Origin of the sequence: Chromobacterium sp. IIBBL 290-4, from assembly GCF_024207115.1 — a bacterium.
GTDB lineage: Bacteria > Pseudomonadota > Gammaproteobacteria > Burkholderiales > Chromobacteriaceae > Chromobacterium.
The window spans coordinates 2381535-2394401 of record NZ_CP100128.1 but is presented as its reverse complement, the minus strand read 5'-3'; the positions used below and the strand labels follow the sequence as shown (position 1 = coordinate 2394401).

The 12867-nt window shown below is 60.1% G+C and carries 14 protein-coding genes and 1 tRNA gene; 3 read left to right on the top strand and 12 right to left on the bottom strand.

Features of this window, described 5'->3' with window-relative positions; all coding sequences use genetic code 11:
* Positions 1–30 precede the first annotated feature (30 nt).
* Positions 31–1200, top strand: a complete 1170-nt coding sequence (locus NKT35_RS11005; RefSeq protein ID WP_254301130.1) for an acyltransferase family protein — start codon at positions 31–33, stop codon at positions 1198–1200.
* Between the two features lie 219 nt (positions 1201–1419).
* On the opposite strand, the gene NKT35_RS11000 is transcribed toward NKT35_RS11005, so the two are convergent.
* The 6 genes from NKT35_RS11000 to NKT35_RS10975 form a co-directional block, all read right to left on the bottom strand.
* Positions 1420–1496: transfer RNA gene (locus tag NKT35_RS11000), tRNA-Met, on the bottom strand.
* 154 nt (positions 1497–1650) lie between these two features.
* Complete coding sequence (locus NKT35_RS10995; RefSeq protein ID WP_254301128.1) at positions 1651–2265, bottom strand: thiol:disulfide interchange protein DsbA/DsbL; 615 nt, start codon at positions 2263–2265, stop codon at positions 1651–1653.
* 33 nt (positions 2266–2298) lie between these two features.
* Entirely contained in the window at positions 2299–3060 is a 762-nt protein-coding gene (locus NKT35_RS10990; protein WP_254301127.1) for an SPOR domain-containing protein, read from the bottom strand.
* A 63-nt stretch (positions 3061–3123) separates the two neighbouring features.
* On the bottom strand, positions 3124–4638 hold the full coding sequence (locus tag NKT35_RS10985) for a YifB family Mg chelatase-like AAA ATPase (protein ID WP_254301125.1): 1515 nt from the start codon (positions 4636–4638) through the stop codon (positions 3124–3126).
* A gap of 27 nt (positions 4639–4665) precedes the next feature.
* Positions 4666–5106, bottom strand: coding sequence for a GNAT family N-acetyltransferase (locus NKT35_RS10980; RefSeq protein ID WP_254301123.1), 441 nt, complete (start codon positions 5104–5106; stop codon positions 4666–4668).
* Between the two features lie 148 nt (positions 5107–5254).
* The gene (locus tag NKT35_RS10975) at positions 5255–5542 is read right to left on the bottom strand and encodes an accessory factor UbiK family protein (RefSeq protein WP_254301121.1); all 288 of its coding nucleotides are present in this window, start codon (positions 5540–5542) and stop codon (positions 5255–5257) included.
* Positions 5543–5855: 313 nt separating this feature from the next.
* Here NKT35_RS10975 and glnK point away from each other — a divergent pair, with 313 nt between their 5' ends.
* Positions 5856–6194, top strand: a complete 339-nt coding sequence (gene glnK, locus NKT35_RS10970) for a P-II family nitrogen regulator (protein WP_071112246.1) — start codon at positions 5856–5858, stop codon at positions 6192–6194.
* A 28-nt stretch (positions 6195–6222) separates the two neighbouring features.
* Positions 6223–7533 (top strand): ammonium transporter, encoded by a 1311-nt coding sequence (locus NKT35_RS10965; RefSeq protein WP_305883477.1) that lies wholly within the window; start codon positions 6223–6225, stop codon positions 7531–7533.
* 66 nt (positions 7534–7599) lie between these two features.
* On the opposite strand, the gene NKT35_RS10960 is transcribed toward NKT35_RS10965, so the two are convergent.
* The 6 genes from NKT35_RS10960 to NKT35_RS10935 form a co-directional block, all read right to left on the bottom strand.
* Positions 7600–8565, bottom strand: coding sequence for an IS1595 family transposase (locus NKT35_RS10960; RefSeq protein WP_254293992.1), 966 nt, complete (start codon positions 8563–8565; stop codon positions 7600–7602).
* A 179-nt stretch (positions 8566–8744) separates the two neighbouring features.
* A complete protein-coding gene (locus NKT35_RS10955) occupies positions 8745–9173 on the bottom strand; it encodes a ClpXP protease specificity-enhancing factor (RefSeq protein ID WP_254301119.1) in 429 nt (142 codons plus the stop codon).
* A 9-nt stretch (positions 9174–9182) separates the two neighbouring features.
* Entirely contained in the window at positions 9183–9785 is a 603-nt protein-coding gene (locus NKT35_RS10950) for a glutathione S-transferase N-terminal domain-containing protein (protein ID WP_103318420.1), read from the bottom strand.
* 137 nt (positions 9786–9922) lie between these two features.
* Entirely contained in the window at positions 9923–10588 is a 666-nt protein-coding gene (locus NKT35_RS10945; RefSeq protein ID WP_254301118.1) for a substrate-binding periplasmic protein, read from the bottom strand.
* Positions 10589–10729: 141 nt separating this feature from the next.
* Positions 10730–11494: a cytochrome c1 gene (locus NKT35_RS10940; RefSeq protein WP_254301116.1), complete on the bottom strand. Its 765-nt coding sequence runs from the start codon at positions 11492–11494 to the stop codon at positions 10730–10732.
* Between the two features lie 17 nt (positions 11495–11511).
* The gene (locus tag NKT35_RS10935) at positions 11512–12855 is read right to left on the bottom strand and encodes a cytochrome b (RefSeq protein WP_254301115.1); all 1344 of its coding nucleotides are present in this window, start codon (positions 12853–12855) and stop codon (positions 11512–11514) included.
* Positions 12856–12867 lie beyond the last annotated feature (12 nt).

Below are 12867 nucleotides of genomic sequence, written 5' to 3'. Positions count from 1 at the left end.
TTGTAGATTGCCACAATTCCTCCACTCTTCATGGCTATCTATCTTGCAATCCTCACCCTGGTCACCTTGTTTTTTTCGAACAAGTTATGGGGCTTTCTCGATACGCCAGACTCCGATAGCCGGCAACGTGCCAGTAGCCTGGACGGGCTGCGCGGCTACCTTGCTCTTAGCGTGATGCTGCATCATGCCGTCATTGCACGTCAGTGGCTGAACACTGGGCGCTGGAGCCTGCCGCCCGACTGGTTTTACGCTCAACTGGGCAGCATTGCCGTCAGTGTCTTTTTCATGATTACGGCTTATCTGTTCTGGGGGAAATTGCTAAGCAGAAACGGTAGAATGGATTGGAAACGACTCTACATCGGCCGCCTGTATCGCATCGCGCCGCTCTACTGGATTGCCGTAAGCTGCGTCGTTTTCATCGTTTTCGCGCGCAGCGGATTTCAAATCAACCAAGCGCCCAATGAGCTGATGGCGGAGTTAGTCCACTGGTATGCCGTCGGCTTGCTTGTACAACATGACTTCAACGGCTACCAAAATGTCTGGATCCTGACTGCTGGCGTATTATGGACCCTGAAATATGAATGGAAGTTCTACCTCGCCTTGATGCCTGCATCTCTACTCGCCAGACCTCGTCTGCACTTGGCAGCATCCTTCTGCTTGCTGCTCATCGCCGCCATCTGTTCTTATTCATTGAAATCAGACAACTGGTCATATTGCACGCTCTTCGCCATCGGCATGCTCACCGCCTCGCTGCAACGCGAAAAGCTGATACTCGCTATTCCTAACAACATCGCCTCCACTCTCGCCGCCCTCATCATTATATTTGTAATAAATGGAAGTAAAACACCATATAGCATAATGCAATCACTTCCATTGGGACTTGCCTTCATGCTGATCGCCAACGGCGCCAGCCTATTCGGGCTCCTATCATCCCGTCCCGCCATCCGACTCGGACACGCGAGTTACGGCATCTACCTGCTGCACGGGCTCACACTGGCTATTTGCTTTGACAACTTACTGCTTCGCCCGCTCATCGCCAGCTCCAATTTGAATTTCTGGGCCGCGACCGGTCTCGCCGCCATTCTGGTTTCAGCCATAGCAGCCATCCTACACATTCTGGTCGAACGACCCATGATGGAAAGAGGACGCCAACCGAAGCAACGTAAGTCACAGCAACCACAGGCCATAGCAAACCCGTAACACTAAAAACTAAAGCCTGATATGAAAAATGCCAATCACCCCCGTGATTGGCATTTTCCTTGCTGCACTTCAAGCGAGGCCGACTCCCAGAAACCAAGGCGGCCTACAAACAAACCAGAACACCTCCCAAGTTATCTAACCTGGACAATTCAATCAGCATTCCGCGAGTAGAAATGCAAAAGGCCAACTCCTAAAGAGTTGGCTTTTTGCGTACTTATTTGGTTGCGGGGGCAGGATTCGAACCTACGACCTTCGGGTTATGAGCCCGACGAGCTACCAGACTGCTCCACCCCGCGTCAGAGAGATTGCATAGTACGTTAGAGCTTATCGGCCGTCAAGACTTTTTTACATCAAAATGCAATAAATCTTATTTTTCCTCCCAGCTCGCCCGCTCCAAAACAAAAGCGGCCCTTTCGGGCCGCCGCAACAGTCATGCCTCAGCGCTCTCGCTTACAGCTTTTTCTCGCTGCGGACCTTGGCGATCAACTCGGACATCACTTGCGTCATGCGCTCCGGCTTGCCGGTCACAACCACGTACTTGCCATCGACGATAACGGTCGGCGTGCCTTCAATGCGGTAGTCGCGGGTGATCTGCGTCGCGCGCGCCACCTGGGCGTTGATGCCGAAGGAGTTGTAAGTCTTCAGCAGCTTGGCGCTATCCACGCCTTTTTGCTGCTTGATCCAGGCGGTGAACTGCTCGGGATCGGCCAGATTGGCGCGCTGCTTGATTTGCGCGTCGAATGCCGGGCCATGCAGCTTGTCGAAGGTGCCGGTGGCCTTGAAGGTGGCGAACATGCGGGCGAAGCCCTCCATGCCCTTTTGCCAAACGATCTGCTCCTTGCGGAAGCTTACGTCCTTGGCCTGCTTCTTGGCCCAGGCGTTGATGGTGGCATCGTCATCGTAGCAATGAATGCAGTGATAAGAGAAAAACTCGATCACTTCCACCTTCTTCGGATCCGCCACCGGCTGCGGAGTGGCCAGCAGCGTGTAATCCTTGCCCAGCTCAATCGCGGCGTTCGCCATGCCGCTGGCGGCCAGCAACATCATCAGCAACCATTTCTTCATTTTGACTTTCCGTCCCCTGTATTCAGATATGCCTTATTCGGCCTTGACCACGCTGGCGTTGATGCCATCCTGCTTCAACTGGGCGCGCACGCGATCCACTTCGTCTTGCCGGCTCAACGGACCAACGCGCACGCGATGCACCATGCCTTTGTCAGGCACGGTGACCGACTGGATCTTGGCCTCGACACCCAAGAGCGCCAACTTGGCCTTCAGATTGTCTGCATCGTCCTGGTTCTGGAAGGCGCCCAGTTGCAGATAAACCTTTTTGGCAGGCGCCGAGGCGGTTTGTTCCCCGCTTTTTACGCCTTTCGCATCGGAAGTTACCGCATCGACCTGGCCGGGCAGGATTTTATAGAAATCGAAACGTTGGTCGTTCTTGTCCGCCTTGGCCGGCTGCGACGGGGCCTGAGCTTTGGGCTTGGCCTCAGCAGGATGCGCCGGGGCCGGCGGCGGCAAAGACACGGTATCGGTGGAGTCCAGCGTCGCCTGCTGCTGCGCGGGCTTAGCCTGCGGGGCCGGCGCGGTCGAGGCCGACGCCTCGGAAATGCGCGTGCCCGGCGCCAGCACTTCGGTCGGCGCCTGGGAGGTCTCCGCCTTGCGTTCGTTCTTGGACTGGAACGGCGCCGGCGAACGGTTCAGGAACATCGCCAGCCCCAGCACCACGGCGACGCCGACGATCAAGCCGATGATGATGCCGGCCATCATCCCGCCGCCGCCGCTGCGCGACGAAGTAGAAGAGGAGCCACTGCGCCCGCGGGCCGGACGTGGGGTGTTTTTCAGATCTCGATTAGCCATTCACCGTTACCGCTATTGTCAAACGGACGCATCTTGCCGTCCGGGTTGTGTTTTATCGCTATTTTAACAAGTCTTGGCTTGCATGACGCGGCGCAGTTGAATCGCTTGCAGAACATGCCCCCGATTCACTTGCTCTTCGCCCGATAAGTCGGCAATGGTGCGCGAAACCCGCAGTATCCGATGATACGCCCGCGCCGACAAGCCAAGCTTATGGATTATGGCCGCCAGCTCGGCCTGAGCCTCCTGGCTGCAGCCCGTTTGCAACTCCAGCTGCCGTCCCTGCAAGGCGGCGTTCAAGCATCCCTGCCGCGCCAACTGCCTCTCCCTGGCAATCGCCACCCTCGCCCTGACCTGCCCGCTGCTCTCGCCCGGCGCCGCCGATTGCAGCTCCTCCACGCTCAAAGCCGGCACCTCCACCTGCAAATCGATGCGATCCAGCAATGGACCGGAGATCTTGCCGCGATAGCGCCCCACCTGATCCGGCGTGCAGCGGCAGCGTCCGGAGGGATGGCCGTAATAGCCGCAGGGACAGGGATTCATTGCCGCCACCAACTGGAAGCGCGCGGGAAAGGTGGCCTGACGGGCCGCGCGAGCGATATGGATCACGCCGCTCTCCAGAGGTTCCCTCAACACCTCCAGAACTTTGCGATCAAACTCCGGCAGTTCGTCAAGAAACAACACCCCGTGATGGGCCAAGCTGATCTCTCCCGGCCTAGGATCGCTGCCGCCTCCCACCAAGGCCGCGGGCGAGCAGGTGTGATGCGGATTGCGAAAGGGTCGCTGCATCCACCGCTCGGCGGCGAACCCCTGGCTGCCCAGCGACTGCACCGCCGCGCTCTCCAGGGCCTCCCGCTCCGACAACGGCGGCAACAGCCCCGGCAGCCGAGAGGCCAGCATCGACTTGCCGGTGCCGGGCGGCCCCATCAACAGCAGGCTATGGCCGCCGGCTGCCGCGACCTCCAATGCGGTCCTGGCCAGATGCTGGCCTTTGACATCCTGCAAATCCGGGTACAAGGGCAGCGCCGCCTCCTCTGCGGGCTGCGCCAAACGGCAGACCGGCATGGTCTCCAAGCCATTCAGGCATGCGCATGCTTGCGCCAGCGTCGCCACGGGATGAATGATCGCGCTCCCCAACACCGCGGCCTCCGCCGCGCTGGCCGTCGGCAGCATGAAGGCTCGCCCCGCCCCATGGCAATGACAGGCCATGGCCAAAGCCCCGCGCACCGGGCGCAAGGCGCCGCTCAGCGCCAGCTCGCCGGCGAATTCGAATTGGGAGATGTCTTCATGTTTTACCTGCCCAGCCGCCAGCAAAATGCCGATGGCGATGGGCAGATCGAAACGGCCGGAATCCTTGGGCAAATCCGCCGGGGCCAGATTGACGGTGATCTTGCGGGCGGGGAATTCGAAGCCGCTGGTCTGGATGGCTGCCCGCACCCGGTCGCGGCTTTCCTTGACCTCGGTTTCGGGCAGACCGACGATGGTGAATTGCGGCAGCCCATTGGCCAGATGCACTTCTACGGTCACTTCCGGCGCCTGCATGCCCTGCAGGGCACGGCAGTATAAAATGGCGAGCGACATCAGGCCGCCTCTTTCGCGCGCGTCGTCCTAGCCTGGATGCCTGAGGTAGTAAATGTCAAATTCGGACTCCCCCACGGGTTTGAAGCCATGTCTGACATAAAAGCGGTTCGAATCGCTGCCGCGCAGCGCGCCCACCCGCAACGGCCGCCCGGCCGCATCCGCCTCGGCGAACAGGCTTTGCAATACCGCATGCCCGATGCCTTGCCCCTGGCGGTCGGGGCGGATATACAGATGGTCGAGCAGCCACTCGCCCACTCCCTCTTTCACCACCACGAAGCCGACGCGCTCGCCATCACACACGATATGCCTGGCGCAGGGCGGAACAAAGCCGTCTAAAAAACGAGCGCGGGCCCGCAGCGGGTCGAAGCGGCCTATGCGCTCCAGGCTGGGGCGCATGGCTTCAATTCTCAAGCTCACCAAGGCCTCGGCATCTTGCTCCCTGGCGGGCTCAAAATGAATGGCGGTCATGCGGGATTCCCTTTGCGCCGAGGCGGCGCCAAACCGCACCCGCGGCGCTCAGCTGCCTGGGCATGGCAAAGGCCGGCCATATCGCCCAGGCCATGCAAGCAGCCCCAGCGCGCTCCTTGCGGCGCACCCCTCAAGCCACCGGCCTTGCTCAGGAATGGCCCAGCTCGGACTGCGCCTCCACATTGGCGGCGGCCTCTTCCGGAAACACCTCGCTTTCCAGGCGAGCCAAGCGCGACTCCAGGGCCGCCAACTTCTCGCGCGTGCGGGCCAATACCGCTTGCTGCACATCGAACTCCTCGCGGGTGACCAGATCCATTTTGGCGAAGGTGGACGCCATCATGGCCTTGACGTTCTTTTCAATGTCCTTGGCCGGACTGGCGGCGATGGTTTCGCTGATTTTGGCGCTGATTTCTTCGAACAGTTTCTGGCTCAACATGGTTTCGCTCCTGCGGTGTCTAGACGTCATGCGGAGTGTAGCAAAAACCGCCGTGAAACTCGCGCTTGCCGATCATTACGCTCGCCTCGGCCATCCCGCCTCGCCAGTACGAGAACATGATGCAACGCAAAACGCGCACCAAAGAGGTGCAGACTAGAACAGGCCGGTGCACAAGGAAAGTGCTACAAAGGACAGCCCAACTATTTTTTGCGCTGCACCATACTTCCTAGCGAGTTCTCCCACGCCTGGCACGATTCCTGCGTAAGTCATTTGCACGGAGTCATCCGCCATCGTCCCTACCCAAGGAGCCGCCATGAAACTCGTCACCGCCGTCATCAAGCCGTTCAAGCTGGATGAAGTTCGAGAAGCCCTGTCCGCCATCGGCGTGCAAGGCATCACCGTTTCCGAAGTCAAGGGTTTTGGCCGCCAGAAAGGCCATACCGAGCTGTATCGCGGCGCCGAATACGTCGTCGACTTCCTGCCCAAGGTCAAGCTGGAAATCGCCATCGACGACGCGCTGCTGGACCAAGTGGTGGAAGCCATCGAGAAGTCCGCCCGCACCGGCAAAATCGGCGACGGCAAGATCTTCGTCTACGAGCTGGAGCAAGTGATCCGCATCCGCACCGGCGAGACCGGCGCCGACGCCGTCTGACACGCCGCCGCACACTGGGGAAACCATAATGAAAAAGCAACTCGCTGCACTCGCTGCCGGCCTTTCCGCCCTGTCTCTACCCGTGCTGGCCGACGCGCCCGCGGGACCGGCCGTGGCCGCCGTCAAAGTCATCAACTCCGGCGATACCGCCTGGATGCTGACCTCTACCGCCCTGGTCCTGTTCATGACCATCCCCGGCCTGGCGCTGTTTTACGGCGGCATGGTCCGCAAGAAAAACGTGCTGGCCACCCTGATGCAAAGTTTCGCCATCACCGCGCTGGTGACCGTGCTGTGGGTCGTGGTCGGCTACAGCCTGGCCTTCACCGTGGGCACGCCCTACCTCGGCGATCTGTCCCGCTTTCTGCTGGACGGCATGGTGTTCATGAAAGATGCCGGCAAGCTGGCCGTGCATCCGCTGGCCGGCACCATTCCGGAATCGGTGTTCATGACCTTCCAGATGACCTTCGCCATCATCACCCCGGCGCTGATCACCGGCGCCTTCGCCGAGCGGATGAAGTTCTCCTCGATGCTGGTTTTCATGGCGCTGTGGTCGCTGCTGGTTTACGTACCGGTGGCGCACTGGGTATGGGCGCCGGGCGGCTGGATGGGCGACAAGGGCGTACTGGACTTCGCCGGCGGCACCGTGGTGCACATCAACGCCGGCGTGGCCGGCCTGGTGACCGCGCTGGTATTGGGCAAGCGCGTCGGCTTCGGCAAGGAAGCCATGCCGCCGCATAACCTGATCCTGACCCTGGTTGGCGCGTCCATGCTGTGGGTGGGTTGGTTCGGCTTCAATGCCGGCTCCGCCGGCGCCGCCGACGGCCGCGCCGGGATGGCGATGGTGACCACCCAGGTGGCCACCGCGATGGCCGCGTTGGCCTGGATGTTCGCCGAATGGGCCACCAAGAAGAAGCCGTCGGTGCTGGGCATCGCCTCCGGCGCGGTGGCGGGGCTGGTCGCCATCACCCCGGCAGCCGGCTTTGTAGACGTCAAGGGCGCGCTGATCATCGGCTTGGCCGCCGGCGTGGTGTGTTTCTGGGGCGCCACCGGTCTGAAGCACATGCTGGGCTATGACGACTCGCTGGACGCTTTCGGCGTCCACGGCGTGGGCGGGATTCTGGGCGCGCTGCTGACCGGCGTGTTCGCCGTCAAGGACATCGGCGGCGCCGACGGCAGCCTGGCCACCCAGGCGCTGGGCGTGGGCGTCACCATCGTCTACTGCGGCGTGGTCACCTTCATTCTGCTCAAGCTGGTGGGCGCGGTCCTGGGCCTGCGCGTGGCCGAAGACGAAGAGCGCGAAGGCTTGGACGTAGTGCTGCACGGCGAGCGGGTGGAATAAACCCGCAGCCAGACAAAGTTTGTTGTGTAAGGGACTTTCGGGGCGTTCGCGCCCCGTTTTTTTTGGCTATGTCCCAATAATGTGTTGCAAGGGACGACCCACTGCCTCCTGCAAGCAGTGGCAAGGCTGCATGGTTTGCTGATAGCGCTCCAGCATCCGTCGCCACCCCAGATAGTTTTCAAGGTATTTGGTGGCAACCCCGTGGAATCGAGCCATCCAAAGCTTCAAGCGGCTATGGTAGGCATTCACATGCTGGATATGGAACGCCCCCTCGCGTACCCGCTGTCCCGTCTTGGCATGCACGACTCGATGGGTAATGCCATGCTGCCTGGCAAAGGTCGAGTACACCGCTGCGCCGTCCGAACACAGGATGGCGTCGCTATCCACCAACGGGGCTAAAGCCGCTTCCACATGAGCGCCATTGAGCTTCTTCAACTTGAAGTCCGCTATATGTCCCTCTCGGTCCTGCACCACCATGATGGGAATCTGATCCGGCCCGGTTCCCCGTGTTTGGCTGACGCCACCCCGCTGGCGCGGCGCGCGGGGGAGGCACCGCTGCCCTTTGAATGATTCCAGAATGAAGGTTTCATCTACTTCGACGATGCCTCGGGCTTGCGCCGCCAGATGGTCTGATGCGCGATGCAAGAAGCGATGCCGCCATAGGAAAGCCGTGTTCTTGCTGATGCCGCATGCACGAGCGGCTGCTCGCACGGTCAAGCCATCCTGCAGTGCTTGGGCGTAGCTCAGCCAGCGATCGGCCTTGCGCAATTTGGCTAATGGACTGCCCGACAAGGCATTGCAGGTCCGGTGGCACTGTTTGCAGCGATAACGCCGCAGGCCTCGGCTCCAGCCCCATAACGCCAACTGGTTGGCCTCGGCCTGGCAGTGTGGGCAAGCCGTCAGGTCAGGCAAGGCGTCCTGAATGGCGTCATGGTGAGTGGGATGTTTAAGCGCAGAAGACAGCAAGCTCCTCTGTTTGAGCGTGAGCTGATCCAGTTGGGCAAGAAAACGCTGAAAACTCTGGGCATCCATGGCGCGACTCCCGGTCTGCTACTGTATTCAGCATAGCTCCCAACACGGAATTGGGACATAGCCTTTTTTTTGCCTGCGCGCCAATCAGACGCGCTGCTGGAAGCTGCCGCGCCGGCCAACAAACAGCAGGCAAAGAAAAACCGGCGCGAACGCCGGTTTCTCGCTAGAGCAAGCAAAGCTTACTTGACGATGCGCAGGCTGGGCCTGCCGCTGGGGCGATTCGGATCGGGATCGTTCCCGCCCTGCTCGTCCTTGACGGCCTCTGCCTCGACTGGATGCAAGCCGGCGGACTCCGCCATCGGCTCCACCTCGAAGCCCATGCCCTCGCCGGTTTCGCGGGCGAAGACGGACATCACATTGCCCACCGGCACCCACAGATCGCGCGACACGCCGCCAAAACGGGCGGAGAAGGAAATCCAGTCGTTTTCGATCTGCAGATTCTTGGTGGCCGAGTAGGCGATGTTCAGCACGATTTCGTTGTTCTTGACGAATTCGCGCGGCACATCGGTCTTGTCGTCCACCCAGACCACGATATAGGGCGTATGGCCGTTGTCGCTGCACCATTGATGCAGCGCGCGGATCATATAGGGCTTGGTGCTGGAGCTCATCGCGTTCCCTTACTTGCGCATCGCCTTTTCGGACGGCGTCAGCGAATCAATGAAGGACTGGCGCTGGAAAATGCGCTCGGCGTACTTCAGGATAGGCGCGGCGCTCTTGCCCAGATCGATGTTGTAGTGCTCCAGGCGCCACATCAGCGGCGCGATGGCCACGTCGATCATCGAGAAGTCGTCGCCCAGCATGAATTTCTGCTTGGCGAAGATCGGGGCGATGGTGGTCAGGCCGTCGCGGATCGCTTCGCGAGCCTTGGTGGCTTCCTTGCCGGTGGCGCCGGCTTCCAGCGTTTTCACGTGGATGAACAGCTCGTTCTCGAAACGATGCAGGAACAAGCGGGCGCGGGCGCGCATCACCGGATCGGCCGGCATCAGCTGCGGATGCGGGAAACGTTCGTCGATGTATTCATTGATGATGTTGGACTCGTGCAGGATCAGGTCGCGTTCGACCAGCACCGGCACTTCGTTGTACGGATTCATCACAGCCAGATCTTCCGGCTTGTTATGGATGTCCACATCAATGATTTCGAAATCCATTCCCTTTTCGAAAAGCACAATGCGACAGCGCTGACTGAACGGGCAGGTGATTCCGGAGTAAAGAGTCATCATGATTGCTAGAAATCCTTGCAAGACTAGAAGTTGTCAAATTGAGCTGAAGTATATCACTTTCGAATCAACAGTTTCCACAAAAACAACATAACATTATGTTTTAAAAGAAATTTTCAGCATTTTCACTATTTTACATCTCAACGTCTAATTGCCGCAGCCACCCATTTCGCATCGAACTTGGTCATAACATCCGACCAATCGCGTAGCCGCTTGGATAGCAGCAGGTATAAGGGATCGCGATACACCGGCGGCTCCAGCCTTTGCAAGCGCTGCGCGATATCCGGCTTTTCCCGGCCCAGTTTTTCCATCACCACGTCATTGGCCAGCATCAAATCCAGGTGGCCATGCGCAAGCTTGCGGATATTGGCGGCGTCATCATCCGCTTCTTCAATGACCATGCCCGCGGCGCGCAACTCTGGCACTGCCGAGCCCCGCATCACCCCGACATGCTTGCCGTGAAACATGGTCAAGGCAGCATATTGAGCGGAAGTCTCTTGTTTCAACCGAAAGAGATACTCCCTATCCTCCATCAGCTTGACGCTGACGGCCACATTGGGCGGGGTCGCGCCGCTCAACTCAGCGCCTATCACGCCATCCGCGTCACCCGATGCCACGCTAGCCAGTACCCGCTTCCATGGCATGAACAGCACCTCGGTTCGAAATCCCGCCGCGGCCATCGCCGACCGAACCTGGCTCACCAGCACGCCGCCGCCAGGCAGCTTGGCGCCGCAATAAGGCGGCCATGTCGCCGCCAACCTCAAAGTCTCAGCCATCGCGCCCCAGGACAGGAACGCTAGCCACAACGACAGCCCCGCCCGACCCAACCATCCCCCACGCATTCCATGTCGCTCCACGGCTTGACCTGCCCACTATAGCCAAACCGCGTCGTCTGACTATAAAAAAACGGAACCCGCAGGCTCCGTTTCTCATCCGGCATCCAGTGCTTAATGCACGTCGCGCCAGTATTCCTTCTTCAGCAAGTACACCAGCGGGAACAGCAGCAGGCCCAGGAACATCAGCACCACATAGCCGATTTGCTGGCGCTTCACTGCCGCCGGCTCGCCCATGAATACCAGGAAGTTGGTCAGGTCGGCCATCCGGCGATCGTACTCGACGGTGCTGGCCTTGCCGTTTTCCAGCTTGGTCAAGCTACCCGCCTTGACCAGCTCCAGCTTGTGCTCCTCGTTGCCTTCGGCATCCTTCACCGTCTTCAGCGCTTGCTCGCCCTGCCATTCCCAGAAGATGTGCGGCATGCCCACCTTGTCGAACACCAGGTTGTTCCAGCCGGTCGGACGGGATGGATCGCGATAGAAGCCGCGCAGATAGCCGTACAGATAATCCGCGCCGCGCGAGCGGGCGATCAAGGACAGATCCGGCGGCACGGCGCCGAACCAGGCCTTGGCGTCCTGCTTGTTCATCGCGATATTCATCTGATCGCCGATCTTGGCGCCTTCCGGCAGCAGATTGGACTTGATCTGATCTTCGGTCAGGCCAATATCCTCCAGACGGTTGTAACGCATCATGCTGGCCGAGTGGCAGGACAGGCAGTAGTTGACGAAGATCTGCGCCCCGCGCTGCAGGCTTTCGGTATCCTGCAGATCGATCGGCGCCTTATCCAGCTTGGGACCGCCCTCATTGGCCAGCGCGGCGCCGGAGAACGGCAACAGCAACGCGACGGCGGCGATCAGGTTTCGAATCTTGTTGTTCATTTTCCTTATCCCCTTGCTTACACGTTCATGGCGAACAGCGCGGCCAGGAACACGGTCACGGCGACCATCACCAGGAACTGGATCTGGCGCTTGGCATTGGTATCGGTCACGCGATCCGGCACCGGGATGCTGCCCACGTCGTTCTTGGTAAAGAACGGCATGCCCAGGAAGAAGGCAAAGTAGACCACCGAGAAAATTTGCGACAACGCGGTGCGCAAACCAGTCGGCGGCAACGCGCCCAGAATGCCCAGACCGATGAAGGCGGCGATGAACAGGATCAGCGCGACCTTGAACTTCGGACCCCGGTAGCGGATGGACTTGATCGGCGAGCGGTCCAGCCACGGCAGGAAGGCGATCAGCACCACCGCCGCGCCCATCGCCAGCACGCCCCACACCTGGGTGCCGGCGAACGACGGCACGGCGCGCAGAATGGCGTAGAACGGGGTGAAGTACCATACCGGCGCGATATGCGGCGGCGTCTTCAACGGGTCAGCCTGGTCGAAGTTCGGGTGCTCGAGGAAGTAGCCGCCCATTTCCGGCAGGAAGAACACGATCACCGAGAACACGATCATGAACACCACTACACCCAGGATGTCCTTGATGGAGTAGTACGGGTGCGAATAAATGCCATCCAGGTACAGGCCGGTGTTCGGGTCCTTGGGCTGTTGCTTGATTTCCACGCCGTCCGGGTTGTTTGAACCCACTTCGTGCAACGCCATCAAGTGGGCGACTACCAGCGCCAGCAGCACCAGCGGCACGGCGATCACGTGCAGCGCGAAGAAGCGGTTCAGCGTGGCGTCGGACACCACGTAGTCGCCGCGGATCCACACCGACAGGTCGGGACCGATCACAGGAATGGAGCCGAACAGGTTGACGATCACCTGCGCGCCCCAGAATGACATCTGGCCCCAAGGCAGCAGATAGCCCATGAAGGCCTCGGCCATCAGGCACAGGAAGATCAAGGTGCCGAACACCCACACCAGCTCGCGCGGCTGCTTGTACGAGCCGTAGATCAGGCCGCGGAACATGTGCAGATACACCACGACGAAGAACATCGAGGCGCCGGTGGAGTGCATGTAGCGGATGATCCAGCCGCCCGCCACGTCGCGCATGATGTATTCCACCGAGGCGAAGGCGACCGGCACGCCGGCGGCGTTCAATGTGCCGTCCGGCTTGTAGTTCATGGTCAGGAAGATGCCGGTGACGATCTGCAGCACCAGCACCAGCATGGCCAGCGAACCAAAGAAATACCAGAAGTTGAAATTCTTGGGCGCGACGTATTTGCCCCATTGGCTTTCCCACAAGGCCGTCAGCGGGAAACGCTCGTCCACCCAGTTAAGCAGCTTTTGTGCTTTGCTCATTTTGCGCCCTCA

Bases quoted from the DNA above. Each gene is read 5' to 3' on its own strand.
- NKT35_RS10975 (WP_254301121.1), bottom strand. From the start codon at position 5,542: ATGTTGAGCCAGAAACTGTTCGAAGAAATCAGCGCCAAAATCAGCGAA.
- NKT35_RS10955 (WP_254301119.1), bottom strand. From the start codon at position 9,173: ATGAGCTCCAGCACCAAGCCCTATATGATCCGCGCGCTGCATCAATGG.
- NKT35_RS10960 (WP_254293992.1), bottom strand. From the start codon at position 8,565: ATGGATGCCCAGAGTTTTCAGCGTTTTCTTGCCCAACTGGATCAGCTC.
- NKT35_RS10995 (WP_254301128.1), bottom strand. From the start codon at position 2,265: ATGAAGAAATGGTTGCTGATGATGTTGCTGGCCGCCAGCGGCATGGCG.
- NKT35_RS11005 (WP_254301130.1), top strand. From the start codon at position 31: ATGGCTATCTATCTTGCAATCCTCACCCTGGTCACCTTGTTTTTTTCG.
- NKT35_RS10990 (WP_254301127.1), bottom strand. From the start codon at position 3,060: ATGGCTAATCGAGATCTGAAAAACACCCCACGTCCGGCCCGCGGGCGC.
- glnK (WP_071112246.1), top strand. From the start codon at position 5,856: ATGAAACTCGTCACCGCCGTCATCAAGCCGTTCAAGCTGGATGAAGTT.
- NKT35_RS10940 (WP_254301116.1), bottom strand. From the start codon at position 11,494: ATGAACAACAAGATTCGAAACCTGATCGCCGCCGTCGCGTTGCTGTTG.
- NKT35_RS10950 (WP_103318420.1), bottom strand. From the start codon at position 9,785: ATGATGACTCTTTACTCCGGAATCACCTGCCCGTTCAGTCAGCGCTGT.
- NKT35_RS10985 (WP_254301125.1), bottom strand. From the start codon at position 4,638: ATGTCGCTCGCCATTTTATACTGCCGTGCCCTGCAGGGCATGCAGGCG.
- NKT35_RS10935 (WP_254301115.1), bottom strand. From the start codon at position 12,855: ATGAGCAAAGCACAAAAGCTGCTTAACTGGGTGGACGAGCGTTTCCCG.
- NKT35_RS10965 (WP_305883477.1), top strand. From the start codon at position 6,223: ATGAAAAAGCAACTCGCTGCACTCGCTGCCGGCCTTTCCGCCCTGTCT.
- NKT35_RS10980 (WP_254301123.1), bottom strand. From the start codon at position 5,106: ATGACCGCCATTCATTTTGAGCCCGCCAGGGAGCAAGATGCCGAGGCC.